This is a genomic window from Hymenobacter busanensis (assembly GCF_008727865.1).
In the GTDB taxonomy this organism is placed as follows: Bacteria; Bacteroidota; Bacteroidia; order Cytophagales; family Hymenobacteraceae; genus Solirubrum; species Solirubrum busanense.
In genome coordinates, this window is sequence record NZ_VTWU01000001.1 from 90707 (window position 1) to 115939 (window position 25233).

Annotated in this window: 20 protein-coding genes; 11 read left to right on the forward strand and 9 right to left on the reverse strand. The window is 61.0% G+C overall.

Features of this window, described 5'->3' with window-relative positions; translation table 11 throughout:
* Positions 1-119: 119 nt before the first annotated feature.
* Positions 120-1700, forward strand: coding sequence for a TIR domain-containing protein (locus F0P96_RS00380; RefSeq protein ID WP_151076773.1), 1581 nt, complete (start codon positions 120-122; stop codon positions 1698-1700).
* Complete coding sequence (locus tag F0P96_RS00385; protein ID WP_151076774.1) at positions 1700-5941, forward strand: nSTAND1 domain-containing NTPase; 4242 nt, start codon at positions 1700-1702, stop codon at positions 5939-5941. The genes F0P96_RS00380 and F0P96_RS00385 overlap by 1 nt, the downstream gene beginning before the upstream one ends.
* Here F0P96_RS00385 and F0P96_RS00390 read toward each other — a convergent pair whose 3' ends face one another.
* From F0P96_RS00390 to F0P96_RS00410, 5 genes are all read right to left on the reverse strand, one after another.
* The gene (locus F0P96_RS00390; protein ID WP_151076775.1) at positions 5942-6871 is read right to left on the reverse strand and encodes a hypothetical protein; all 930 of its coding nucleotides are present in this window, start codon (positions 6869-6871) and stop codon (positions 5942-5944) included.
* Between the two features lie 9 nt (positions 6872-6880).
* Positions 6881-7456 (reverse strand): hypothetical protein, encoded by a 576-nt coding sequence (locus F0P96_RS00395; protein ID WP_151076776.1) that lies wholly within the window; start codon positions 7454-7456, stop codon positions 6881-6883.
* A 112-nt stretch (positions 7457-7568) separates the two neighbouring features.
* Positions 7569-8063 (reverse strand): 2-amino-4-hydroxy-6-hydroxymethyldihydropteridine diphosphokinase, encoded by a 495-nt coding sequence (folK, locus tag F0P96_RS00400; RefSeq protein ID WP_151076777.1) that lies wholly within the window; start codon positions 8061-8063, stop codon positions 7569-7571.
* A 1-nt stretch (position 8064) separates the two neighbouring features.
* Positions 8065-8940 (reverse strand): alpha/beta hydrolase family protein, encoded by an 876-nt coding sequence (locus F0P96_RS00405; protein WP_151076778.1) that lies wholly within the window; start codon positions 8938-8940, stop codon positions 8065-8067.
* A gap of 49 nt (positions 8941-8989) precedes the next feature.
* Positions 8990-9862, reverse strand: a complete 873-nt coding sequence (locus tag F0P96_RS00410) for a DUF3667 domain-containing protein (protein ID WP_151076779.1) — start codon at positions 9860-9862, stop codon at positions 8990-8992.
* Positions 9863-9979: 117 nt separating this feature from the next.
* Between F0P96_RS00410 and F0P96_RS00415 the strand changes: the two genes are divergently transcribed.
* Positions 9980-10969, forward strand: a complete 990-nt coding sequence (locus F0P96_RS00415; protein ID WP_151076780.1) for a polyprenyl synthetase family protein — start codon at positions 9980-9982, stop codon at positions 10967-10969.
* A gap of 177 nt (positions 10970-11146) precedes the next feature.
* A complete protein-coding gene (locus tag F0P96_RS00420) occupies positions 11147-12388 on the forward strand; it encodes a serpin family protein (RefSeq protein WP_151076781.1) in 1242 nt (413 codons plus the stop codon).
* Between the two features lie 92 nt (positions 12389-12480).
* On the opposite strand, the gene F0P96_RS00425 is transcribed toward F0P96_RS00420, so the two are convergent.
* Positions 12481-12795: a hypothetical protein gene (locus F0P96_RS00425; RefSeq protein ID WP_151076782.1), complete on the reverse strand. Its 315-nt coding sequence runs from the start codon at positions 12793-12795 to the stop codon at positions 12481-12483.
* Between the two features lie 200 nt (positions 12796-12995).
* On the opposite strand from F0P96_RS00425, the gene F0P96_RS00430 reads away from it, so the two are divergent.
* On the forward strand, positions 12996-14390 hold the full coding sequence (locus F0P96_RS00430) for a cytochrome P450 (RefSeq protein ID WP_151076783.1): 1395 nt from the start codon (positions 12996-12998) through the stop codon (positions 14388-14390).
* Positions 14391-14514: 124 nt separating this feature from the next.
* Positions 14515-16443 (forward strand): hybrid sensor histidine kinase/response regulator, encoded by a 1929-nt coding sequence (locus F0P96_RS00435; protein ID WP_151076784.1) that lies wholly within the window; start codon positions 14515-14517, stop codon positions 16441-16443.
* A gap of 42 nt (positions 16444-16485) precedes the next feature.
* Here F0P96_RS00435 and F0P96_RS00440 read toward each other — a convergent pair whose 3' ends face one another.
* Positions 16486-17610 carry an MBL fold metallo-hydrolase gene (locus tag F0P96_RS00440; protein ID WP_151076785.1) on the reverse strand — a complete coding sequence of 375 codons (1125 nt, stop codon included), beginning with the start codon at positions 17608-17610 and terminating at the stop codon, positions 16486-16488.
* Between the two features lie 192 nt (positions 17611-17802).
* Between F0P96_RS00440 and F0P96_RS00445 the strand changes: the two genes are divergently transcribed.
* Positions 17803-18366 carry a GNAT family N-acetyltransferase gene (locus tag F0P96_RS00445; protein ID WP_151076786.1) on the forward strand — a complete coding sequence of 188 codons (564 nt, stop codon included), beginning with the start codon at positions 17803-17805 and terminating at the stop codon, positions 18364-18366.
* A gap of 99 nt (positions 18367-18465) precedes the next feature.
* Here F0P96_RS00445 and F0P96_RS00450 read toward each other — a convergent pair whose 3' ends face one another.
* Positions 18466-19806 (reverse strand): peroxiredoxin family protein, encoded by a 1341-nt coding sequence (locus F0P96_RS00450; protein WP_151076787.1) that lies wholly within the window; start codon positions 19804-19806, stop codon positions 18466-18468.
* A gap of 194 nt (positions 19807-20000) precedes the next feature.
* Between F0P96_RS00450 and F0P96_RS00455 the strand changes: the two genes are divergently transcribed.
* The 4 genes from F0P96_RS00455 (at position 20001) to F0P96_RS00470 (ending at position 24727) form a co-directional block, all read left to right on the forward strand.
* Positions 20001-22298, forward strand: a complete 2298-nt coding sequence (locus F0P96_RS00455) for an aconitate hydratase (RefSeq protein WP_151076788.1) — start codon at positions 20001-20003, stop codon at positions 22296-22298.
* 104 nt (positions 22299-22402) lie between these two features.
* The gene (locus F0P96_RS00460) at positions 22403-23335 is read left to right on the forward strand and encodes a carboxypeptidase-like regulatory domain-containing protein (RefSeq protein ID WP_151076789.1); all 933 of its coding nucleotides are present in this window, start codon (positions 22403-22405) and stop codon (positions 23333-23335) included.
* Between the two features lie 64 nt (positions 23336-23399).
* Positions 23400-24383 carry an ABC transporter ATP-binding protein gene (locus tag F0P96_RS00465; protein ID WP_151076790.1) on the forward strand — a complete coding sequence of 328 codons (984 nt, stop codon included), beginning with the start codon at positions 23400-23402 and terminating at the stop codon, positions 24381-24383.
* Between the two features lie 92 nt (positions 24384-24475).
* Positions 24476-24727, forward strand: a complete 252-nt coding sequence (locus tag F0P96_RS00470; RefSeq protein WP_151076791.1) for a hypothetical protein — start codon at positions 24476-24478, stop codon at positions 24725-24727.
* Positions 24728-24800: 73 nt separating this feature from the next.
* Here F0P96_RS00470 and F0P96_RS00475 read toward each other — a convergent pair whose 3' ends face one another.
* Positions 24801-25214 (reverse strand): hypothetical protein, encoded by a 414-nt coding sequence (locus F0P96_RS00475; RefSeq protein ID WP_201743899.1) that lies wholly within the window; start codon positions 25212-25214, stop codon positions 24801-24803.
* Positions 25215-25233 lie beyond the last annotated feature (19 nt).

Sequence of the window (25233 nt, forward strand, 5' to 3'; positions counted from 1 at the left end):
CTTTTTGCGTTTTAGCCGCATTGCAGATAACTCGGATGGAAGAGTATATTTGATAGTTGGCCCCGGGAGTTTAGCCGGGGCTGCGTCGTGGCCGCACTCGCCCTAAACCCCGCTTCTATATGCCTGCAATTCTACCCGGTTACGAGTACGACATATTTATCAGCTACCGGCACAACGACAACCTGTTTGATGGGTGGGTAACGGAGTTCGTGAACCGCCTTCAGGAAGAGCTGGCAGCCACCCTAAAAGACCGCCTGAGCATTTACTTCGACCGCAACCTGAAAGACGGTTTGGGCGACACGCACCACGTGGACGAAAGCCTGCGCCACCGCGTAAAAGCCCTCATTCTCATACCGCTGATTTCGCAGACGTACTGCGACACCGAGCGGTATTCGTGGAAACACGAGTTTCTGCCGTTCAAGCAGCAGGCCAGTACCGATGCCCTGGGCATGTACCTGCGGCTGCCGAGCGGCAACATGGGTTGTCGGATTCTGCCGCTGCGCATCCATCAGATTGACGCCGAAGACGTGCAACTGCTGGAGCAGGAGTTGAACGGGCACCTGCGCAGCATCGATTTCATCTACGAAGGACTCGGCGTAAACCGCCCGCTGCGCCTGAAAGACGACGAATTGCCGACCCCCGGACAGACGCTGTACCGCAACCAGATCAACAAGGTGGCCAACGCCATCAAGGAGTTGATTGCCGGTATCAAGCAGGCGCATAATGCAGCCGTACCGGCCGCTCCGGTGTTTACGCGCTCGGCAACGCCCACGCCGTCGTTCACGGCCCCGCCCTCCGTAGCTACCCCCGCCGCTGATGCGCCGTTGGTTTTTCTGCCCTGGACGGCAAAGGAATTGAATGCGAAACGCGAAGAGCTGGCCTTGATTTGCACCAAAGCCGGCCTCAAGGTGACGCCCTCAACCGACTGTCCGCTCGACGAAGACGAGTTTCGGGCGCGTACCCGGGAGGCTTTGGCCGCGGCCACTTGTGCCGTGCACATTCTGGGCAGCGACTTCGGCCGCCGTTTCGAGGACAACGAAGACCAATCGTTTCCCCAATATGCTTACGACCAAGCCTGCCTGTTGGCCGACGCACAGCCGGGATTCAAGCAGTTCGTGTGGTTTTGCCCCACCGAAGGCATGGCGCTACGGGCTGCACAGGAGGAACTGATCGGCCGGATTCGGAACGAATTGACCGAAAACCGCACGTTTTCGAGCGTGCCCACCGCCATGCAGTTTGTGGAAGATCTGCGCAGTCAGTTGCAGCTGGTGCCGCCCGCTCCCTTAACCATCGACAAAGACACGGACATCTTTTTTGTGTACAACCAGCAGGACCTGGAAGAAGCCACGGCCATTACCGACCGGCTCAGCGAGGAATTTCCGCTGGAGCTGCTCACCATCGAGCCCGATAGTGAGGACCTCTACAAGAACATTACTGTCGATACCATTCCGCGCAGCAAGCTGGCGGTGGTGTATTTCAAATACAGCGCCGACTGGGCCCTGCCCTTTGTGAAGCAGGTATGGCGCCTGGTGGGCGGGGCGGCTTCCACCACGCCTATTTTGCTGCTGGGCGAAGACGACCCCGCCATGAACCGCATGCGGGTGTTTAAGGCGCCGCGCGTTACCTCGTCGGTGTTGGCGCACCAGCGCATCAGCGAAGAAATTCGCCGGGTGTATCTCCAACTTCAGAACCTCAATTAATGAGCACGTCTGCTGCTGGCTGGTCGCCGACGGGAACGGCGACGGGAGTGGATGCGCCCGTATGCCCATACACCGGCTTGCGCACGTTCACCGAGGACGAGGCCATCTACTTCCGGGGGCGCGAAAGCCACATCGAGCGGTGCATCGAAGCGCTGGCCGACCAGCATTTCATCATGATTACGGGCGCCTCCGGCGACGGGAAGTCCTCGTTGGTGTTTGCCGGGGTGCTGCCCGAAATCCGGGCCGGCTTCTTTCGCTCGAAGTACAGCAACTGGACCGTTTGCACGTTTCGACCCGAGCGCAACCCGTTGCATCAGATGGCCCGCGCGGTAGCCGAAGGCCTGCAGCTCGGCAGCAGCGTGGAGGCCGTCGAAACCGAGTTGGGGCAGGGTTTTTCCTCGCTGGTTCAGCTCTACCAGAACTCGGCACTGTGCCCGCCCGAAGCAGCTGCCGACGAGCACCTGACGGATGCGGAAAAACGGCGGCGACGGGTAGAATCGGCCAACCTGCTGGTGGTGGTCGATCAGTTTGAGGAGTTTTTCACCAACGCCGAAAACTACGACGGCGATACGCCCAACCTCGGTGCTCAAACCGTGGTAAACCTGCTGCTGGAAACCGCGCGTCTGGCCCGGGAGCAGAAGCTGCCGATCTACATCGTGTGCACCATGCGCTCCGACTACATCGGGCAGTGCGCCGATTTCCGCGGCTTGGTCGAGTTGATAGGAGAGAGTCAGTACTTCGTGCCCCGGCTGTTGCGCCACGAGTTTGTGGAAGTCATCAAGGAGCCGGCGCTGCTGAGCGGCAACCGCATTGCCGACCGCTTGGTGCAGCGCCTCGTGAACGACAACCGCGACGGGCGCGACCAGCTGCCGGTGCTGCAGCACGCCCTCTACCAAATCTGGCTGGCGGCCGATAGCGGGCGGGAGGAAATGGACCTGCTCCATTACGCCATGGTGGGGGGCATGCCGGGGAAAGAGCTGCCCTGGCGGCAGGAGCCGCGGTTCAAAGAGTGGCGCAATACGTTGTCGGTGCAGCAGCAGCAATTTTTGCTGGCCGAGCCGTCGCTGCACAACGTGCTCGACGCACACGCCAACCAACTGTACGCCTCGGCCGGGACGGAGTACAACGCCCGCTTCGCGCCGCCGTTGCCGGAAGGGGTAGCGCAGCACATCATCGAGCAAACGTTTCGGTGCCTGACCAAGGTAGATGCCAGCCGGGTGGTTCGCAACCGCATGACGGGGGCTGAAATCACGGCCATTATCAACGACCCGGCTATTACCTGGCCCGTGGTGTGCCGGGTGCTCATCCCATTTCGCCGGCCCGGCAACACCTTTATTTCGCCCTTCATTGCCGAGGGCGGAGACGAGACGGAGTGCCTGCCCGAAGAAACCGTACTCGACATTACGCACGAAAGCCTCATTCGCAACTGGAACCTGCTCAAGCAGTGGGCCCGCGAAGAAGCCGAGGACGTAACGACCGTACACGACTTAGCCGCCCAGGCCCAGCGCTGGCACACCAACGGCGAAGCCACGGGCTTTCTGCTGCCCATTGGGCCGTACACGTATTTTGCGCAGTGGTTTGAGCGGAAGCGGCCCAATGCCAAGTGGCTCGCCTACTACGTGGAAGGCAGCGCCGATACCGAACGGCGCGAAGACAAGGCGGCCGCGAAATTCAACGTGCTGCACCGGTTCCTGGAAACCAGCCGCCGCAACATGCGCGCCTCGCTGCTTATTGCCCGCTACGGTGCCGGCCGGCTAGCGGCGGCGGCGGCGGCCGTGGTGGGGCTGGTATGCGGCCTGTATGTATACCAGCAGTGGCGCGTCCGGCAAGCCGACTACGTTGCCTATTCGGTCGTGACCGACCGGTTGCCGGCACTGCACTCGTCGTACGTCGACGTATCGACCAAGGCCGATATGCTGATCAACACGCACCGGTTGCGCAACGACATCTACACACCGTGGCTTCAACTTCCGGATACGGCCCGGTATGGATTTTCGCAACTGCTAAACAACCTCGCCAACGATACGCTGGCGCTGGATATCGAGCTGCAAATGTTCGCCAATGTCCGGACGGTCGATTATGCCCAGGTGCCCCGGCAAAACCCGCTGGCACTCCCGGTTTTGCTTGATATCGACCAGCGCATAGCCCAAACCCAGGTATTCGACAGCGCCAGCATCGGCAAGCCGGTATCGGAGCGCCAACGGCGCATTGCGTTTCTGGCGGCGCGCTACGTCATGGCGTGCGCTTTTTATTTGAACAACACCGAAGACCTCGTGGTGCGCAAAACCCGCGCGCGGTACCTGAAGCTGTTGCATCGGTATTTGCAGCAGGAACTGGCCCAGGTGCCCCAGCTAGCACCGCGAGCCGCAGAGCTCATGTACTGCATTCGGGTGCTGTTGTCGCAAGGGAAATTTACCCGGCAGGAACTGTTTTTCCTGGACAAGCTGAACCCATACGTGGCTGCCAACCGCCCGTATTTCAACCATTTCTTCCCTAGCAAGGACCTCGTTTACCAGGACAATAGCAAAATTCAGCATGCGGGTGGGTACTTGGTATATGCCGGCATTGCAACCGCCTTGCATCAGGAGTCCAATCTGCTGAGGTCGTTGGATTCGGTGCGGGTGCACAGTACGCCTGGCGCCTACGCCAACAGTGGCAACAGCGTGTTGCCACTGCTCATCAAGCACGGGGCACTCACGGAGGCCAACGTTCTTCCGGTCCTGAAAAAATGTGCCGCCGCCACGCAGTCGCCTCTGGCTCTTTCTTATTCCGTACTGGTGTACCACTTGCTAAGCACGCGGCCTACCGAATTGGTGTTGCAGCCGCTGACCTCGGCAAGCAGGGGCCGTATGCCGGCTGATATCAACGCGGACTTGGCTAGCTTCAGCATCGGCCCGACCGAGCGCGAGAAAACCTGGCGGGTATTGGCCGCCACGAAAAACCGTATTGCCGCCGAACCCGGTTTCTTGGGCGAAGACAACAAGATCAGTGCTACTGCTACCCAGAGCTTTGCCGATGCCTTCTTTTACAAGATGCGCGGTATTTATCTGCAGCGTTTCCTGCGGGAGCAGGAAGCCAGCACCGAAGCATTTCGCCAGTTCAGCGGCCACTTCGCCAATTTCAATGCGGCGGGCGGCGACGCCTTGACCGTTAATGGCCTACCGTGGTCGTTGATGGGCACTTACGGCGGAATCTGGTTTGGCTCTTCGGACGAGCAGGACGCAACAGATTTTTTGTTAAGCCTGAACCAGCCGTACACCGCGTCGTACAGCTCGTTTCTGATTACGGATTTTACCCCTTTTTTCACCTACCTGCTCGGCTACGCAGCTACGCAGCCCCAGGGCGGGAAAAACTTGGTAGAACACTTGGAGCGTGCAGCCTACGCCGATGCCGCCCTGCCTTTTGCAAAGTCGTTCGAACGCCACCCGGAATTGAAGTTTGATGCTTACGCGCGTGACACGCGCTACGCGCCTAACGCAACCTGGCTGCTGCAACTTAACGCCCGTCATAGCTCGTCGGCCGCGGCGGCCAAGCGTACCGAGTTTTTGCGCTACGTAATAGAATGCCGGCTCAACCTGACGCCTTTGCTGGGCGCCCAGGTGAAACAATACGTGGTGCCTACGGCCCGAAAGCTTTTGGCCGCAGGGCCCAGTGAATACCAGACCGCATTGGAAGTCGGATTGATTGATTTGGCCGTGGAACTGGTGTTGCACAACCGCATAACCGAGGCCATGTACTTGGTCAATTCGCTGCCCGGTAAACTCAAAACCATGGCTAGCATTCGGGTGGGCGAGCAAATGGCCCTGCAGCAAAACACCGAGCAGGCGGAGCTACTAGCGCCTTTCGTGCGCCGATACGACGCTCAGGTCAGGCAAGATCCGCGGCTAGGTGCTCCCAACGCCGTGATGGTGCTGAGCTGGCTGGGCAATGTGCTGCCCGAGCAAAAACTAGCGGCCCGAAGCGCCGACGCCGCCAACTTTATTGTGAAAGAGGGCTTCGAACGGGTTATGACCGATGGCGTGCGACGAACCTTAGTGGGGCAGGTGCTGGCCGATGAGCCGTGGCGAGCATGGAAAGCGGTTCCTGCTTTTCTGGCCGAAGACCGCATGCAACGGTATTGCAACAGCATTCTGCAAGCAGTGGCTACCGAGAACCAAAGAAGACCATACTACTCGGGCTGGAAGGAGTACGACGAAAACGGCTTGCTGGCTCCGCGCTATTATATCGGCAATCTTCAGTAGCTAGCTCAGCCGCTGGGTTTCCCAGTCCTGCGTCTGCGACAACAAAATGCGCTCTACCTCTTGCACGTGGCTTTGTAGGGTGGTGCCGTTGTCCAGAACGGTAGGGTTGGGCAGCAAAACGCTCAGTTGGTGTTCCATGCGCTGGTAGCGGTTGAGCAAATATTCCACGTTCTCGACTTCAATGTAGGCTTTGAACAAGCCGATAATTGAAATGAGAATGACGAACAGGTTGAACTCGCTCAGCGTTTCGGCCAGCACCGGCGTAGCAATATGGGGGTAAAGAATAGCCACCGCTCGGCCTATGGCCCACGCTATAGCCAGCAGCAGCAGCACAACAACAAGCTGCTTGTGGCGGCGCAGGCGCTGGGCTAGCCGCCGGGTCCGGCTGGCGAAATAGCGGTGCTGCTCAATCACGCGGTTGGTATGGTAGAGCTGGGCTTGCTGCGCCAGCGGCAGTTGCACAAACTTTGCTTTGTCGGAGGTCAGCGAGTCTTGGCCAACTGCGTCCACAAACCCGGCCGCCACATCGTCGGTGGTTAGCTGCTGCTGAAAGCGTTGCCATTGCGCCTCGGTATAGCCCGTGTCGCCGCTGGCCGGGGCCACATCGAAGAGGTAAAACCACGCCTCGCTTTTCACCCGTTCGGCCTTGGCCCGCAGGCGCGTCCAGTACCCGAAGCGGGACTTGTGCTGGATGTGGTAGAATATCTCATAGAGCGCGCCCACCACGCTGATGAGGATGACGAAGAGCTTAACCCACTTGTGCCATTCCGGGCGAAACAGCAAGGGACTTACTTCTTTCAGCTCGGCCAGCACCCCGATAATGCCCAGTACCAGCAGCGACCGTACGTACGAGCCGCGCCATGTGCGTTGGGCATTGTTGGCGGCTTGGTCCAGCACGGCGTACAGGGGAACGTGTTGCTCCGGAGACATGCGTATCTATTAGGCCGTGAGGGTTGGACTAAGGTTGAGAACCGGAATGTGCTCCTGGTGCAACAGATCCAGAAATTGAGTGCTTCCGCCGGGCAGCGAAGCCTGATCTTCCTGCACAAATACCAGCGCCTGCACCAGCGCATGGTCAGCCGCCGCTACCAGCCGGGCATGATCGAGCATGGCGTGGTTGCACTGCTCAAACTGGTCATCGGCGGGGTTGTAGTAGGCCTCCGACGTAAAGCACACCTGTGCGGCGTAAGCCAATGCAGCGTGCAACAGGCTTTCCCAAGGGGTACGGTCGGCGTCGGACTTCAGGTACGAAACCGATTCGGCAATGAAATCGGGCAGGCGGAAAGGTAGAAAAACATGCAGCGGAATGCCTTTGCTCATGCACGCTTGCGCAAACAACAAGTCGCTGCCCGCCGCCAGGCTGCACACCCCGGCCCGAATAGGCTCCGTTGCCTGGAGGTCGTCGAGGGTGCTCGACAGGCGCTCCAGTACGACAGGCACCAACTCGGGGGGGAAGCGTGGCGTGGCACGGCCGAGCCAGTCCAACCGATGGCCGGTGAATAACAAGACTGACATGAACGGGAGGACGTGCTGTAAAAAATAGGGCGGCAATGGACCCTGCGAAATAACAACTTAAATAAGTCTGGGCAATTCGTATTGGACATTGCGAGCTGGCCAACAAGCCCTGCTACAGATCCCCCAGCCACGGCTCCACCGGCAACGTATCGGGGCAGTTGGCCAGCAACTGTTGCACTGATTGGTTTAACGTCGGGTGCATTACGTTCGGCGCCAAATCGGCGAGGGGCACCAGGGCAAAGCGGCGGTTGGGTAGGCGCGGGTGCGGCAGCACAAGGCGCGGCTGGTCCAGCACCACCTCGTCGTAGAGCAGGATATCCACGTCGAGGGTGCGCGGGCCCCACAGTTCCTCCCGTTCGCGGCCCGCTTCCTGCTCTACTTGCTGGCAGGCGCCGAGCAGGGCCTCTGGCGAAAGGGCCGTGCTGAACTGCACGGCTTGGTTGAGAAACGCGGGCTGCGCCTCGAAGCCCCAAGCGGCGGTTTCGTACACCGACGACACGGCCACGATTTTGCCGGCCTGTTCGGCCAGGGCCACCAAGGCGCGGTGCAGCGTAGCCACTCGGTCGCCGAGGTTGGAGCCCAGTAATAGGTAGGCCGTGTGGTTCATGCTAGACTATACGGTCGAAAAAAGCCAAAGTGTCGTCGGCCACGGTTTGGGCCAGGGGGGGCAGCGCGGTATCGGGCCACGGGTGCGCGCCCCCAAACATATGGCCGGCGCCCGGCAAAATGCGCAGCTCGGTATCGGGTTTCAGCTCCCGAAACAGCTGGGCCTTTTGCACCGGCAGGGTTTCGTCGTCGTCGCCGTGAATGACCAGCAGGGGCTGCCGGAGCTTGCGGCGCACCTTATGCGGGATGTCGAGGCGCAGGCGGTTGGCGTGGTAGTCTTCCACAATCTGGTAATAAAGCGGCAACTGCTGCTTGGTACGGGCATTTTCCACGTGCCACACGCCGGTTTGCTGCCAGTGCTGCATCATTTCCTCGGGCCAGCCGGGGTTTACGTTGGTGATAGGCGCCCAAGCCGCCACGGCCTTCACGCGGGCGTCTTCGGCGGCCTTCAGGATGGCCAGGCCCCCGCCGCGGCTGTGGCCGACCAGAAACAAGCGCGACAAATCCATTTCGGAGGCCGGTACCGGCGTGGCATTGGGCTGGTGCAGGGCATCAAGCAGGCAGCCGATGTCGTCGAGCTCGATGCTGAAGTTGTTGCGGCCGAACGCGTCGAGGTCTTCCAAGTCGCCGGTGCCGCCCACCACCACGCCGTTGTGGGAGAGGTCGAGCTTCACAAACACGTAGCCCTGCCGGGCAAAGAAGTCGGCCAGCACATTGAAGTGGCCCCAGTCTTTGAAGCCCTTGAACCCGTGCACAAACACCACCACGGGCTTGGCTTGGCCGTTGGGCAGGAAGCGGGCATCGGCGGCAAAGGCGCGGGTATGGTGCGCGGGCGTCAGCAGGAAATCGAGGCGAGTAGGATCAGCGGAAGCAACCATATGGGCAAGTGTAGGAGAGGCTGGCAAGTGGCGGAAGCAGTAGCTGTGGCTACAGAAAGCAATACGTAACTACAAACAACAGCAGCCGGTACACGTTGATGAGCAGCCAGAAAAAACCGATGCCCACGGCCAAACCACGCGCTGCGGCCGCGAGCTTGCCGCTGCCGTAGGTGCGCCGCAGCAGCGCCGCCGACCATACCGCAATGCTGAGCGTGATGATGCTGGTGGCCACCAGGTCGCGGTTGCCGAAACCCAGGGGATGCGAGGCAAAGCGGTTGATCAGCCAGATCAGGAGCGTGCCCGGCGGAATCATCACCAGCTCTACCAGCAGAATCTGGCTGATGAGGTGCGTCGCCGTGACGACGTGCTCCAGAAAATAGCGCCGCCGCCGCCAAAACAGGGCCGTCAGCAACACCGCCAATAGCGGAATGAAGGCGAAAATCAGCGTTTTCGACAGCACGTTGGCCGAGGCGTTGAACTGCTCGGCCAGCTGCTCGACGGTGGTGCCGCGCCGCTCGGCCAGTCCCCGCATGCGCTCGGCCGCCCAGTTCCCGTACCAGTTGTCGACGTGGTAGCGCCAGGGCGTGTTAAAAATCTGCAGCTTCAGCCGGTGGGCCGCAAACACGAACACCACGTTGACGACCAGAAACAGCTGCAGCGGCTTGGGCCAGGGCACCCGCCGGCCCGCCAGCACGTCGGCCGTCATGCGGCCGGGGTGGCGCAGCAGGTCCCAGGCGCCCTTCACCACCTTAAAATCGAAGTGCGTGGAGGTGTCCACGGCGTGCTCCAGGAAATGAGCAAGGGAATAGTCGTGGTGGTCGAGGCGCTTTTCGCCGCAGGCATGGCAGAAAGTGCCCTGGAGCGGCGTGTGGCAGGTAACGCACTGCGTGGTGGTTGCGGGCGGGGCAAGCGTGGCAGACACGGCAGAAAGACGGTGGGTGAGAGCAGCGTAAAGCTAAAAGAATGTGGCCGCCGCCGAATCCCGTCCGAACAAAAACCGCCGCCGCGTGCGTATCATTGCGCCGCCCTTAGCCACCGCATGAAGTTTTCGCTGGACGATATACAGGCCCCCATTGCGGCCGAGATGCAGGAATTCGAACAGAAATTCCGGCAGTCCATGCAAACGCGGGTGTTGCTGCTCGACAAAATCATGGGCTACATCATCAAGCGCAAAGGCAAGCAGCTGCGCCCGATGTTCGTGTTTCTGACGGCCCATACCGTGTCCACGAGCCCTGCCGGCCCATTGCCCGAGGCCACGTTTCGCGGCGCGGCCCTCATCGAGCTGCTGCACACGGCCACGCTCGTGCACGACGATGTGGTGGACGAGTCGAACTACCGCCGGGGCTTCTTTTCCATCAACGCGCTCTGGAAAAACAAGATTGCCGTGCTCGTGGGCGACTATCTACTGTCCCGCGGGATGGCGCTGGCGCTGGAAAACGACGACTTTGAGCTGCTCAAAATCGTGAACAACGCCGTGCGCGAGCTGAGCGAAGGCGAGTTGCTGCAAATCGAAAAAGCCCGCCGCCTCGACATCACCGAGGACGTGTACTTCGACATCATCCGCCAGAAAACGGCTTCGCTCATTGCCTCCTGCACGGCCGTGGGCGCCGCTTCGGCCGGCGCCGACAAGGCCACCGTGGAACGGGCCCGGCTCTTCGGCGAGAAAGTGGGCATGGCCTTCCAGATCAAGGACGACTTGTTCGACTTCGGCACCGACGAAATTGGCAAGCCCGTGGGCATCGACATCAAGGAAAAAAAGATGACGCTGCCCCTGATTTACGCCTTGAGCCAGGCGTCGTGGCTGAAAAAGCGCCGCATTATCTACAACGTGCAGAACAACGACGGCCGCGCCGACCGCGTGCAGGCCGTCATCGAGTTTGTGAAGCAGTCGGGCGGGCTCGACTATGCCGTGCAGCGCATGAAGCAGTACCGCGACGAGGCCCTGGAAATCCTGCACACGTTTCCTGCTTCGCCCGCCCGCACCTCGCTCCAGCAGCTGATCGACTACACTATTGAGCGTGAAAAGTAGCAGAATCGCCCTGCTTTTATATTGCTGAATTATAGCTATTTGATTGGGTGAAAGGCGCCTCTGTGCGTTAGCGGGCAGCCGGCCATGCAACCGCGGCTTTGCGTGGTGTCTCGTACAAAGGAGGCCGGCCCGCCGGCGTGCTTTTCGCTGATTTCGTTCACGTAACCTTCGTTTGCTATGAACCTTACGCTACTCCGCACCGCCACCGTGGCTGTGGCCAGCGCCGCGCTGCTCACGGCCTGCCACAAGGAAACCGCGGCGCCGGCCGAGGCCGACAACGCGCCCAACCTGCGGCCACTCACCACGCAGGAAACCAAGACCGTAGGCAGCGCCAACGACTTCGCGTTCCGCTCATTTGGCCGTATCCAGGCCGCCGCACCGGCCGACAACGTGTTCATCTCGCCGCTGAGCATTTCGGCCGCCCTCACCATGACATACAACGGCGCCGATGGTTCGACCAAAACCGCCATCCGCGAGACGTTGGGCTTTGCCCCGCTCACCGACGACGAAATCAACGAATCGTACCAGAGTCTGGTGAGGCTGCTCTCGGGCATCGACCGCACGGTGACGTTTACCTCGGCCAACAGCCTCTGGCACAGCCAACGGTACCAACTGCAGGCGCCCTTCATCCAGAAAAACACCACCTACTTCGACGCGAAGGTGCAGGGCCTGAATTTTAGCGACGCAGCCGGTTCCTTGTCTGCCATCAACGGCTGGGTAGAGCAGAAAACCAACGGCAAGATCAAGGACTTGGTGAAGGAAGTGACGCCTTCGCACGTGCTGTTCCTGATCAACGCCATTTACTTCAAAGGCAGCTGGACTACGGGCTTCGACAAGCAGCTCACGCGCACGGCCAACTTCACGTTGCCCAGCGGCAGCTTCAAGCCGGTGGACATGATGCTGCTGCGCAACGGCCAGTACGCCTACTACCAGGATGCCACCAAGCAAGTGGTGGACCTGCCCTACGGCAACCGCCAGTACAGCATGACGCTGGTGCTGCCCAAAGGCACTGCCACGGTGCAAGACATAGCCCGCGACCTGAGCAGCCAAAACCTGAGCGCCTGGCTGGGCGCGGCCAGCACCAGCAGCCTCGATTTGTACCTGCCCAAGTTCCGGATGGAGTACGAAATCAAGCTCAACGAAACCCTGAAGCAGTTGGGCATGGGCGTGGCCTTCACGGGCCAGGCCAATTTCAGCCGCATGCTGGTGGGGCAGGATAACCTGGCCATCAGCGAGGTGATGCACAAGTCGTTTGTGGACGTGGACGAAAGCGGCACGGAAGCCGCGGCGGCCACGTCGGTGGGCATCGTTACCACGTCGGTGCCGCCCAGCGTGCGTTTCGACCGGCCGTTCGTGTTTCTGATTCGCGAGAAGTCGTCCAACGCCATCCTGTTCATCGGCCAGCTCACCAATCCGTAAGCCGAATCCGTTGCGGGCAAATCAAACGCCCCGGCGCCGATCTGTTGCAGAACGGCGCCGGGGCGTTTAGCGTGCTGGGGCTGGTCAGGCGGCTAGTGCTGCTCGGCGGGCGGCACCTGGTAGCTCACCTTGTCGGGCGCCACGTCCGACACGTCGAAGGTCACGCCGTCGAAGGTGCTCTTGATGGTAATTTCGTGCGTCATGTCGCAGCCCGGGCATTTGATTTCCTCGGTTTCGAACTGCCCATCGTCTTCGGTGGAATTGGCCAGGTGGTCGGCGGCCGGAATGCCGATGAGGTCGGTGAATACCTCCGTCTGGCACTTATTGCACTCAAACTTGAGGCCGACGGTGTGGCCCTGCAAGTCGGTGAGAGCGGCGGGCGAGTTGGGTTTCTGCTGAATCCACATACGGGAGCGGGGTTTGGTTGGGAAGAAAGAACGCGGCGAACAAGCCGGCCTGCGGCGAAGCTGCGGGCCGTGTACGGGCATACGCACGGCGCCGCGAAAAGGGTAGCGCCCCGGGCCTTCGGCCGCTGTTCTCGGGGCGCAGCCGTTGGCGGCGTGCCGGGCATGAAGTACTTTCAAGGCCGGTATTACCGCATTTTGCTATGTCTGCTGCTTCGCCCGCTATTACTCCGTTGCCGCGCGTGCCACGCCTGGTTTCGTTTCGCAACTCCGTCGCCCTGGCCGGCAACCCCATCCCGGTTATGAACGCCTACCTCGATGCGTACGGCGACACGGTGAGCCTGTATCTGGGCGGCGTGCGGCCCATGCTGCTCACCCGCGACCCGGGCCTGATGCAGCACATCCTGCAGAGAAACCACCGCAACTACCCCAAGTCGGAGTTGTCGCACGGCATTGCGCGCTACCTCGGCCAGGGCCTGCTCACCTCCGAGGGCAGCTACTGGCTGCAGCAGCGCCGTCTCATTCAGCCCGGCTTCCACCGCCAGCGCCTCGCGGCCCTCACCGATTTGATGCTGGGCGTCATCGAGGAAAGCCTAGAGCCGCTGGCCGCGCAGGCGGCCCGGCAGGGCGGCAGCGTGACAGTGGAAGTGCACGAGCTGATGACGGCCACTGCGTTTCGCATCATGGCCCGCTCGGTGTTCAGCACCAGCATGAGCGAGGCCGAGCTGCAGCGCCTGGCCGAGCTGCTGACGCTCAATCAGGCGTTTTACGTGCGCACTGTGCGCCAGCCCTACCTGCGCCCCTGGCTGCAGCTGAGCGGCCAATACCGCCACCACGACCGGCTGGCCACCGAAATGCGCGGCCTCGTGCGGCACTATATTCAGCAGCGCCAACAAGCCCAGGCCGCCGGCGCCCCCGCGCCCAACGACCTGCTGCAAATGCTGCTCGACGCCCGCTACGAAGACACCGGGGAGCCCATGACCGAGGAGCAGGTGCTCGACGAAGCCGCCATTTTGCTGGTGGCCGGCCACGAAACTTCCGCCAACGCCCTGTCTTGGCTGTGGTACCTGCTGGCCCGCCACCCCGCCGAAGCCGCCCGCGTGCGCGCCGAGCTGCAGGCCGTGCTCGGCGACCGAAGCCCCGGCTTTGCCGACTTGCCCGCGCTGCCCTACTCGATGCAGGTGCTGCAGGAAACCCTGCGCCTGTACCCGCCCGCCTGGATTATGGACCGCGTGGCCCAGCACGACGACGACTACAACGGTCTGCCGCTGCCCAAAGGCACCCTGATTTCCGCCTACGTGTACGGGGCCCACCACTTGCCCCGGCTTTGGGAGGAGCCCGAAGCTTTCCGGCCGGCGCGCTTCGGCAAAGACAACCCGCGCGAGCAACCCGCCTACGCCTATCTGCCCTTCGGCGGTGGGCCGCGCCAGTGCATCGGCAACCAGTTTGCCCTCACCGAAATGCAACTGGTGCTCCTCGAAACCCTGCGCCGCTTCGACGTGGAACTGCTCGACGACGCGCATCCCGGCCTGCGGCCGCTCATCACCCTGCGCCCGCGCAACCCCATTCGGCTGCGGTTTCGGCTGCTCCGTGGGTAGGGGGTATTACACTGCCTGTGCCACAGGTGTTTGCAGCGAAGCCCCTGAAACTCGCACCTTTGTGGTGGCCGCGCTTCGGGCATGCCACCGAGGCCGCCATTCTGCTGCCCTTCGTTGCCATTGCATGACCATCCCTTCCACCACCGGGCCCCTGCCGCAGTCGTTGCCCGCGGCCCACGCCGAAATAGAGGCCTTGCGCACCGCCTTAGCCGAGCAGCTGGCTTTGGCCCGCATTCCAACGCAGAACCCCAACCCGGTTTACCGCTTAGGTCCTAACGAGCAGCGGCTGTTTGCCAATCCGGCGGCCGAAAAGCTGGCCGCCGAACTCCGCCCCGCCGATCTGGCGGCCGGTCGGGCGCAGGCGTTTGGGTGGGCCATGGAAGCCCTGACCACCGGCGAAAACATGCAGCGCCAGTTGCAGGTGGGCGAACGGTTTTTTGCGGCGCACATCGTGCCGTTTCCGGCCGAGCAGTACGTGAACATGTACCTGACGGAGCAAACGGCCCTGGTAGTAGCACAGCGGGAGCAAGCAGCCCAACAGACCTTTACCCAACAGGTGCTCGATGCAGTGCCGGTGCTGGTGTACGTGCGCGATGCGGCCGGCAACTACGTGTTTCAGAATGCCACCACCCGGCAGCTGGGCGAGCAACTCGCCACCAGCACCCCCACGCCCGAAGTAGCCGCGCAGCAAGCCCAGCAATTGGCGCACTACGATGCCGTGGATGCGCAGGTGCTGGCCAGCGGCCGGCAGCTGGTGGTGGAAGACGAAATGACCTTGCCCACCGGCGAAACCCGCTGCCTGCACACCATCAAGCAGCCCCTGCACTGGGGCAACGGTGCCGCGCACGTGCTGGGCGTGAGTGCCGACGTGACGGACCTGAAGCGCGCTACGGAAGCCGCCACCGCAGCCGCGAAGGCCCGGGAGAACTTCTTGTCTAACATGAGCCACGAAATTCGCACGCCCCTCAACGGCGTGCTGGGCATGGCCGGGCAACTCGCCAAAACGCCTCTGAATGCCCGGCAGCAGGAACTACTGAGCATCATTCGCACCTCGGGCCAGCACTTGCTGGGCGTCATCAACGACGTGCTCGACATGGCCAAAATCACCTCCGGCAAGCTGGAACTGGCCCACGAGCCCTTCGACGTGTGCGAAATGCTCTTTCAGGCCGCGCAGCCGCTTTTTGTGCAGGCGCAGGAAAAAGGCATTGAGGTCGAGGCAATTCGCTTGCACGAGTCGTGCCCGAACCCGCGCGTGCTGGGCGACGCGCACCGGCTTAGCCAGATCATCCTCAACCTGTTTTCCAACGCCATTAAGTTCACGCCCCCGGGCGGGCACATTACGGCGGGCGGCTATCAGGTGGCCGAAACGGCTGACTCGCTTACCGTGGAATTCCGCTTCAGCGACACCGGCGTGGGCATTGCACCCGAGAAGCTGGAACGCATCTTCGAGAGCTTTACCCAAGCCTACGCCGACACTTCGCGGCATTTCGGCGGTACCGGCCTGGGCCTCACCATCAGCCGGGCCCTGGTGGAGCGCATGGGCGGCACGCTGACGGTGGAAAGTGAGCTTGGCAAGGGCAGTACCTTCGCCTTTCGCCTGACGCTGCCCCGCGCCGCCGACGAGCCGTCGGTGGTGGCCGCTGCCTCCGCCTACGACACAGGCGTGCTGCGCGGCAAGCGGCTGCTGCTGGTGGAAGACAACGAAATCAACCGCTTGGTAGCGCGCCTGCTGCTCGAAGACTGGGGCGTGTCGCTCGACGAGGCCGAAGACGGTGCCACGGGCATTGCGCGCGCCGTCGAAACCGACTACGACGTGATTCTGATGGACATTCAGATGCCGGGCATGAACGGCCTGGAAGCCACGGCCGCCATTCGGGCCTTGCCCAACCCCGCGCGGGCCGCCGTGCCCATTCTGGCCCTCACGGCCAACGTGTTTCAAAGCGACACCGACCAGTACCTGGCCGCCGGCATGAACGACTGCGTGGGCAAACCGTTTGATGAAGCCGAGCTATTCAGCAAACTGGCCGCGTTGGTAATGAAGAACGAGCAGTGAGGAATTGGTGCAACCGTGCCGTTAGCCCGGCCTAGCCATTCCTCACTGCCACCAATGAGTCTGGGGCAAGGGGCTGCCGTTTAGCGTAACGGGCTGGCCGAGCAAGGGCGTGGCAATGGGCAGCTGGCGTTGCGTAGCGGCCGCCACGGCGCGTTGCACAGGGTCGTTCCAGGCGTGGTTGGCTTCGGTGAAGGCGCCCCAGTGCACGGGCAGCATCACGCGGGCCCGCACGTCGTGGGCGGCCTGCACCGACTGCTCGGGCATCATGTGAATCTGCGCCCAATCGGCGTCGTATTGCCCGCATTCCACCAGCGCCAGGTCGAAGGGGCCGTGCTGCCGGCCAATGGCCTGGAAGTGCGGCCCGTAGCCACCGTCGCCGCTGTAAAACACCCGCTGCGTGGCCGACTTAATAACCCAAGACGACCACGAGGTGGAATTGCGGTTGGTGAGGCCGCGGCCCGAAAAATGTCGGGCCGGCGTGCTCACAATGGTTAGCCCCGGCACCTGCACCGAGTCGTTCCAATCCAGCTCCTGCACCCGCTCGGGCGCCACGCCCCAGGCCAGCAGGTGCGCGCCCACGCCCAGCGGCACATAGAAATGCGCAGTTTTGTCTTTCAGCCGCCGAATGGTCTGGTAGTCGAGGTGGTCGTAGTGGTCGTGCGAAATCAGCACCGCGTCGATGGGCGGCAGCTGCTCGGCCGTAATGGCCAGCTGCGGGTTGTAGCGGTTGGGCGTCACCCACGACAGCGGACCCATGTCGACGCTCAGCATGGGGTCGAATAGAATGTTGCGGCCGGCTATTTCCACCAGGCTGGCCGAGTGCCCGAACCACGTCACGCGGAGCGCCCCGGCGGGTTTGTGCACAATAGCGAGCGAATCGAGCGGCTGCATGGGCAGCGGGCCGGGCGGGTTGCGGTTGGGCGCCTTGCCGAACAGGAACTTCCACATCACAGCGGCCGTGCCGCGCCCGGTCATCACCTCGGTGGGCAGCAGGTTCTGAAATTCACCGTCGTGGTAGTGGCCCGATTTGGCGTAGGCCGCCCGTTGGGCTTTGGTGGGCTTGCCGCCCAGCTCGGGGCTGAGGTTGGCAAATGCGACGCCCGCCAGCAGCAGAAAAACAACCAGGCTGGCGGCCAGCCGCCCAAGGAGTCGGAGGGGTTTGCGCATACGTGAGGTAATGCCGGCCTGCGGTGCCGAAGTGTACGGCAAGGTAGTCGGGAGAGTGCGACAAATACTTTATTTCGGGGCGCGTGGTGTGGGCCAGTTCCGTTCCCCCTGCCTGTTTGCTTGGGCAGGGGAAACGGAACCGGCCAACGCCGAAATCGGCCGCCGGCTCGCCCTTTTTTCTAGTTTTGCCGCATGCAGCTGCTCAACCTCCTCGACGCGCCGACGCTAACGGTGCCCCAACTCGAAACGCCGGACCTGATTCTGCGCGGCCCGCGCATCGACGACCTGCCCGAGGCCGTGGCCATGCACCAGGAACCGGATTTTTACCGCTTCCTGGGCGGCAAGCCCCATTCCGAAGAAGACGTGTGGCGCCGCATGCTCTCCCACACGGGGCACTGGGCCATGTTGGGCTACGGCTCGTGGGCAATCGAGGAAAAAGCCACCGGCCGTTTTGTGGGCACCGTGGGCTTCTTCGACGTGCAACGCGACCTGACGCCCTCCATCAAGGGCGTGCCCGAAGCCGGCTGGGTGCTGGCGCCCCGCCTGCACGGCCGCGGCTACGCCAGCCAGGCCCTGACGGCCGCCCACACCTGGGCCGACGAACATCTGCCCACGCCGCGCACCGTCTGCATCATCGACCCCGATAACGCGGCGTCGCTGCGCCTGGCCCACAAGTTTGGCTACCGCGAATTCGCCCGCTCGCCCTACCACGAGGCCGACATCGTGCTGCTGGAACGGGTTCGGTCCGAGCAGTAGGCGCACTGCCGGCTCAACACAAAGGCCCGCTCCGAAATGGAAGCGGGCCTTTGTGGTATCGAATACTGCCAGCGTACGAAGGCGCGGCGGCCGAAGAGCTTATTTCTCGGCCAGCAGCTGGTCGATGGTCTTGTTGAATTCGGCCTTTTCCTGCTCGTAGTACTGCCCCGTGCCCGGCCCCGAGAAACCGGTGTGCACCTTGCGCACCACGCCCTTCTTGTCGAGGAAAATGGTGGTGGGGAAAGCCTGGAAGCCTTTCAGCTGTGGCAGCGACGCCGATACGGAATCTTTGTTCGACACGCCGGCCACGGCCACGTCGTAGCCGATGTTCATCCGCTCACGCATCTTGCGCAGCTTGGGCGCGGCCACCGCATAGTCGCTGCTGCGCTCGTAGCCCAGGCCGATGATTTCCACGCCGCGCTGCTTGTTCTGCTCGTACCACGGCGCCAGGAAGTTGGTTTCGTCCATGCAGTTCGGGCACCACGAGCCCAGGATTTGCAGCACCACCACTTTGCCCTTGTACTTGGGGTCGGTGGGGGAGATGCTGCCGCCTTCGTAGATGTTCGGGAACTTGAACGTGAGGCGCTGCTGGCCCGCTTTCATGCCGGCCAGGGAGTTGGCATCGGGCAACTTGGCGTTCGGGTTGAGCGTGGCGGTCCAGGTTTCGTGGCCCGACTTGCCGCTGTAAAAGTCGCCGGCAATGCGGTTGATGTTGCCGGGCTCGGCCAGCTTGCCGTCGAACAGAAAGCCGTGGCTGCCGTCAAACGTCGACAGCATGACGTGTTCCCCGTCGGCCTTGGTTACCAGATTGCCGGCGAGGAAACGGTAGTCGCCGGTGCTGGTCAGGAACGTGCCGCTCAGGCGGGTGGGATTGACGGTGTCCTGGGTGATGATGCCCACGGCCGGGTAGGTAGTGCCTTCGCTGTCGCGGAATTCGGTGCGGAAGGTTGCGCCACGCTTCATGTCCCCAAATACCGACGCGTTTTTGGCCGCACCCGGAAACAGGTCTATGTTGTCGGTTGCCTTACTGGCTGCAAACGCTACCCGGTACGGGTCCTTGGTATCGTATTTCACCCACGAGCCTTTCAGCTTGTTGGCCCCATCGGCCCGCACCACCAGCGCCGCGTCGAACACGCCCAGCCGGATGGTGGTAGAGTCGCCGGCCGTGGTGATTTCGTCTAGCTTCAGGCGCTCGGTGCCGTTGCGCAAAGTCACGGTAGGCTTGCCCCCGTCGGTGGCTACGTCAAACAAAAACGGAATTTCCTGGCCTTGCGCCTGCAGCACGCCGCGCCAGGTGCCAGCCGATAGGGGCAAGGCCGCGGTTTGCTCGGTGCCGCTGGTAGTCGAAGTTTTATCGGTGCCGGAGTTGCAGGCGCTCAGGGCCGTAGCCAGCACGGCCGCACCGGCCAGCAGGCGCGCAGAAACGAAACGAGAAGTCATGGGTTTATACAAAAGAAGAAGGCGCGTAGCCCAAACAAACTACAGGTGCCGGCCAAACGTGCCAGCCAAACCCGCGTAGAACCAAGCGGCGAATATAAAGTTTGTCCGCCGTGCGGTGCGGGCTATATTTGCGCGCCGCCTTCGGAAGCCTCTTCCAAGGCTTGTTTTTGTCACCTCATTCCCGCTGATATCCTATGGCGTTCGACCTGGACATGATCCGGACCGTGTACAACGGTCTGGGCGAGCGAGTAGAGGCAGCCCGCCGCGCGGTGGGTCGGCCCCTCACGCTGACTGAAAAAATCCTCTACGCCCACCTCTACAACGGCGCGCCGACGCAAAGCTTCGAGCGCGGCGTGTCCTACGTTGATTTCGCCCCCGACCGCGTGGCGATGCAGGACGCCACCGCCCAGATGGCGCTGCTGCAGTTCATGCAGGCCGGCCGCGACAAAACCGCCGTGCCCTCCACCGTGCACTGCGACCACCTCATTCAGGCCAAAGAAGGCGCCGAAGAGGATTTGGCCATTGCCAATGCCGAGAACAAGGAAGTGTACGACTTCCTGGCCTCCGTTTCCAATAAATACGGCATCGGCTTCTGGAAGCCCGGCGCCGGTATCATTCACCAGGTGGTGCTCGAAAACTACGCCTTCCCGGGCGGCATGATGATCGGCACCGACTCGCACACGCCCAACGCAGGCGGTTTGGGCATGCTGGCCATCGGCGTCGGCGGCGCCGATGCCGTGGACGTAATGGCGGGCATGGCCTGGGAGCTGAAATTCCCGAAAGTCATTGGTGTGAAGCTCACCGGCAAGCTCTCGGGCTGGGCCTCGCCGAAAGACGTTATCCTGAAAGTAGCCGGCATTCTGACGGTGAAAGGCGGCACCGGGGCCATCGTCGAGTACTTCGGCGAAGGGGCCGAGAACATGTCGTGCACCGGCAAAGCCACCATCTGCAACATGGGCGCCGAAATCGGGGCTACCACCTCGGTTTTCGCTTTCGACCAGTCGATGGTGACCTACCTGAGCGGCACCGGTCGCCAGGAAATTGCCGAGGCCGCTGCCGCCGTGGCCCAACACCTGCGCGCCGACGACGAAGTATTTGCCGACCCCGGCAAGTTCTACGATCAGCTCATCGAAATCAACCTTTCCGAGCTGGAGCCGCACGTAAACGGCCCCTTCACTCCGGACGCCGCTTGGCCGATTTCGCAGTTCGCCGCCGCCGTGCGCGAGCATGGCTGGCCCGAGAAGCTGGAAGTAGGCCTGATCGGCTCGTGCACCAACTCCAGCTACGAAGACATTACCCGCGCCGCCAGCATTGCCGAGCAAGCCGTAACCAAAGGCCTGACCGTTAATGCCGAATTCACCGTAACGCCCGGCTCGGAGCTGGTGCGCTACACCGTGCAGCGCGACGGGTTGCTCGACACCTTCGCTCAGATGGGCGGCGTGGTGCTGGCCAACGCCTGCGGCCCGTGCATCGGCCAGTGGGCCCGCCACACCGACGACCCCAAGCGCAAGAACTCCATCATCACGAGCTTCAACCGCAACTTTGCCAAGCGCAACGACGGCAACCCGAACACCCACGCCTTCGTGGCCTCGCCCGAAATCGTAACGGCCTTTGCCATTGCCGGCGACCTGACCTTCAACCCGCTGAAGGACACGCTCACCAACAAAAACGGCGAAGCCGTGATGCTCGACGAGCCTCATGGCCTCGAAATGCCCCCGCAGGGCTACGCCGTGGAAGATGCCGGCTACCAGGCACCCGCCGAAGACAGCTCGGCCGTGCAGGTAATCGTGGACCCGAACTCCGACCGCCTCGAGCTGCTCGAGCCCTTCAAGCCCTGGGAAGGCACCGACCTGCTGGGTCTGCGCCTGCTCATCAAGGCCCAGGGCAAGTGCACCACCGACCACATTTCGATGGCCGGCCCGTGGCTGAAATACCGTGGGCACTTGGACAACATCTCCAACAACATGCTCATCGGCGCCATCAACTGCTTCAACGGCGAGGCCAACAAGGTGCGTGACTTTGTGGCGCAGGGCGAGTCCTACAACTCGGTGCCGCAGGTAGCGCGCAACTACAAGTCGATGGGCATCGGCACGGTGGTCGTGGGCGACGAGAACTACGGCGAAGGCTCCTCGCGGGAGCACGCCGCCATGGAGCCGCGCCACCTGGGCGTGCGCGCCATCATTGTGAAGTCGTTTGCCCGTATTCACGAGACCAACCTAAAAAAGCAGGGCATGCTGGGCCTCACCTTCGCCAACAAGGCCGACTACGACCTGATTGAGGAAGGCGACACCATCGACATCCTCGGCCTGACGGAGTTTGCCCCCGGCAAGCCCTTGCAAGCCCGCCTGCACCACGCCGACGGCGACACCGACCTGATCTACCTCAACCACACCTACAACGAAGGCCAGATTGAGTGGTTCAAAGCCGGTTCGGCCCTGAACCTGATTCGCCTGCAGCAGCAGACGGACGCCAGCATGATGTCGCAGAAGTAATTCGACGCTTCGGCTGAACAGCAAACCGGCCGCTTTCCGAGAGGGAAGCGGCCGGTTTTTGTTTGGTTAGCAATTTTTTATGGAATGGTGTATCCCTATGCATCATGATTGAAAACCTTTCTCTGCAGGATATGAATAAATATTACTTGTTGACTATTATGTATTTGATTGTGCTTGCACATGTAAGTCAAGCGCAAGGAGTTATTAACGGGGTTGTGTTAGATAAATCAGGTAAAACTTCGGTACCCGGCGCAACCATCTTGATTAAAGGCACTGCTATAGGATGTTCTTCTAATAACGAGGGAGTATTTCAGCTATTAATACCGAGTGATACAGCCACATTAGTTGTAACTTCAGTTGGGTATGAACGTCGTGAACTTCGTACAAAGGCCGGAGATACTTTAATAGTGTCGCTGAAAACGGAGTGCATAGTTGACTTCTTTTATACTCGTTATATAGGTGTAAACTATTACGGAGGTGCGCTTAACTCACCAATAGGTGGTACTGTTAGCATATTTTATCCGCATTTACTCAGGTACATGAATTTCATGCCCGCTTTTCGGATTGAAGGAGGTTTGCAAAAGGGCGTGAACAGAAACAGACAAACTGTAATTAAATTCGATGCTGATGAGATATTCGCTGTTTGTGACTATAATATCGCTTTGAACTTCGTTTACAATAACATTGAGCTTAAAAAACAGAATTGGGGTTTTATTAGTAATAAAGCATATGCAAGAATATATGGATTTCCCTTACAAAGGACTTATTTAGTGCTTGGAGGTGGCCATGCTCGATTTGTGGATAAAGAGTCCAAAAGAAGTGAATACGGCATTTGTGTTGGGCTAAAAAAGAATATTGGGACTTTTAGCAAATACTTGTTCTCATTCAACGCTAGCTCTATTCGGTGGGAGTCTTGCTGGCAAATCCAAGCGGGCATAGAGCGTGAATTTAAGAAGGCAGTAACGTCAATAGAGTTTAATAAGGTTAGTAACTATAGCGAGGTTAATTTGAAAGTTGGTTACTTGTTTTCTTATTAGTCATTCAGTTGTTTATAAGTGAATATTAGTAGTATGTAAATTAAATCATGCTTATTATTGATGTATGGCATTGCTCACCGTTTCAGAAATAAGTTTCCAAGAGTCCGGTATTTTCGGCCTGAACAACATCAGCTTCACCCAGCAGCAATTCCAGAAACTGGCCATTGCGGGCGAGACCGGTGCGGGCAAAAGCACGCTGCTACAAATCATTGCCGGGCTGGTGTCGCCCAGCACCGGCCAGGTGCGCTTCGAGGGCCAGTTGGTGGAAGACCCGCACGAAAAGCTGATTCCCGGCCATGCGGGCATTGCCTACCTCTCGCAGCAGTTTGAGTTGGCCAAGTTTCTGCGCGTGGAGCAAGTGCTGCGCTACGCCGACAAGCTGCCAGCCGGCCAGGCCGATGAGCTGTACGAACTGTGCCAGATCGACCATTTGCTCCAGCGCAAAACCAACCAGCTTTCGGGTGGCGAGCGGCAGCGCATTGCGCTGGCCCGGCTGCTGCTCACCTCGCCGCGCCTGCTGCTGCTCGACGAGCCGTTTTCCAACCTCGACTCGGCCCACAAACGGACGCTGAAGGCCGTCATCGGCAACGTGAGCGACCAGCTGGGCATTACGTGCATCCTCATTTCGCACGACCCACTCGACACGCTGTCCTGGGCCGAAGAAATTCTGGTACTACAGGCCGGCGAGATTGTGCAGCGCGGCACGCCCGAGCAGGTCTACCGCCAGCCGGTAAACGAATACGTGGCTGCGCTTTTCGGAGACTATAACCTGTTGAAGGGCAGCGCGGCCAACGCTCTGGCCACCGCCGTGAATTTGCAGGCAGGAAACAAAAAGCTGCTGATCAGGCCGGAGAGCTTGCAGATTGGGCCTGCAGCAAGTGCCGGGCTGGTGGGGCGGGTGAAAAAGGCCACGTTCTTCGGGAGCTATTTTGAGCTGGAAATTCTGGTGGGCCGAAGCCGCATCAGGGTCCGGACGAATGAGCGGGGCATTGCCGAGGGCGCGGCGGTTGGGCTATACGTGGCCGCCGATGACATTCGCGCTTTGTAAGGCAGCAGTTTTTCAACCCCAATGCCGCCTGGGCGTATGGCAAAAGGAGCGTCGGCATTGCGGCGCTACTTTTTCCTGACCGCAACCCCATCATGGCCACCAACCCAACAACCAACAGCACCCCCAACGAAGCCGACGAGGCCAACAGCCAGCGTGCTACCCACCCTCAGGCGCCCGACAGCCCGGCGTCCAATGGCGCTACCCCTGCCGCCACCCAAGGCCACATGGGTGACGGCACCGGCCAGCGCGGCGGCTACGGCAACAGCGACCAAACCAACGGCATGGAAGGCAGCGACGAACCTACCTCCAATGCCGAAAGTACAGCCGACCCTTTGGCAGAGTAAAACGCATACTACCCCAAGTAAAAGCCCCTTTACCAGTTGGTGAAGGGGCTTTTGCTTGGTATTTTGTAACAGCCTACAACGTGGCTACCTGCTCGTTTCGGCTTTCGCGCGGCTTCTGCACGAGGTAGTAATAGGCAAGGACCAAAATGCCCGCGACAAAAGGCACAAGGGACAAATGCTTCCCGGTGACGCCGGGCGCCACCAACACCTCGTCGAAGTGGAAAAACTCGCTGATCATCCAGTAGGAGTTGGCCGAAATCCAGAGCACGATGGCCAGGTTGTGAGCCAACTCGGAAACCAGATGCCGCGTGCGCCACGCAATAACCATGGCAATGGCCAGCGTAGGCACAATCATGGTGAGGCCCAACGGACGCCACACCATGCACCAACTCACGTCTTTGAGCAACCAGAACACGATGTGCAGGTTTTCCATGCGGCGGTAGGAGGCTGGAATGGCGTAGGTGGGCTCGTCGGCGGTCGGTTGCATGGGGCAAAAACGTAGGGCG

Excerpts from the sequence above, each read along its gene's own strand:
- F0P96_RS00380 (WP_151076773.1), top strand. The coding sequence starts at position 120 with ATGCCTGCAATTCTACCCGGTTACGAGTACGACATATTTATCAGCTAC.
- F0P96_RS00385 (WP_151076774.1), top strand. The coding sequence starts at position 1,700 with ATGAGCACGTCTGCTGCTGGCTGGTCGCCGACGGGAACGGCGACGGGA.
- F0P96_RS00390 (WP_151076775.1), bottom strand. The coding sequence starts at position 6,871 with ATGTCTCCGGAGCAACACGTTCCCCTGTACGCCGTGCTGGACCAAGCC.
- F0P96_RS00395 (WP_151076776.1), bottom strand. The coding sequence starts at position 7,456 with ATGTCAGTCTTGTTATTCACCGGCCATCGGTTGGACTGGCTCGGCCGT.
- folK (WP_151076777.1), bottom strand. The coding sequence starts at position 8,063 with ATGAACCACACGGCCTACCTATTACTGGGCTCCAACCTCGGCGACCGA.
- F0P96_RS00405 (WP_151076778.1), bottom strand. The coding sequence starts at position 8,940 with ATGGTTGCTTCCGCTGATCCTACTCGCCTCGATTTCCTGCTGACGCCC.
- F0P96_RS00415 (WP_151076780.1), top strand. The coding sequence starts at position 9,980 with ATGAAGTTTTCGCTGGACGATATACAGGCCCCCATTGCGGCCGAGATG.
- F0P96_RS00420 (WP_151076781.1), top strand. The coding sequence starts at position 11,147 with ATGAACCTTACGCTACTCCGCACCGCCACCGTGGCTGTGGCCAGCGCC.
- F0P96_RS00425 (WP_151076782.1), bottom strand. The coding sequence starts at position 12,795 with ATGTGGATTCAGCAGAAACCCAACTCGCCCGCCGCTCTCACCGACTTG.
- F0P96_RS00430 (WP_151076783.1), top strand. The coding sequence starts at position 12,996 with ATGTCTGCTGCTTCGCCCGCTATTACTCCGTTGCCGCGCGTGCCACGC.
- F0P96_RS00435 (WP_151076784.1), top strand. The coding sequence starts at position 14,515 with ATGACCATCCCTTCCACCACCGGGCCCCTGCCGCAGTCGTTGCCCGCG.
- F0P96_RS00440 (WP_151076785.1), bottom strand. The coding sequence starts at position 17,610 with ATGCGCAAACCCCTCCGACTCCTTGGGCGGCTGGCCGCCAGCCTGGTT.
- F0P96_RS00445 (WP_151076786.1), top strand. The coding sequence starts at position 17,803 with ATGCAGCTGCTCAACCTCCTCGACGCGCCGACGCTAACGGTGCCCCAA.
- F0P96_RS00450 (WP_151076787.1), bottom strand. The coding sequence starts at position 19,806 with ATGACTTCTCGTTTCGTTTCTGCGCGCCTGCTGGCCGGTGCGGCCGTG.
- F0P96_RS00455 (WP_151076788.1), top strand. The coding sequence starts at position 20,001 with ATGGCGTTCGACCTGGACATGATCCGGACCGTGTACAACGGTCTGGGC.
- F0P96_RS00460 (WP_151076789.1), top strand. The coding sequence starts at position 22,403 with ATGATTGAAAACCTTTCTCTGCAGGATATGAATAAATATTACTTGTTG.
- F0P96_RS00465 (WP_151076790.1), top strand. The coding sequence starts at position 23,400 with ATGGCATTGCTCACCGTTTCAGAAATAAGTTTCCAAGAGTCCGGTATT.
- F0P96_RS00470 (WP_151076791.1), top strand. The coding sequence starts at position 24,476 with ATGGCCACCAACCCAACAACCAACAGCACCCCCAACGAAGCCGACGAG.
- F0P96_RS00475 (WP_201743899.1), bottom strand. The coding sequence starts at position 25,214 with ATGCAACCGACCGCCGACGAGCCCACCTACGCCATTCCAGCCTCCTAC.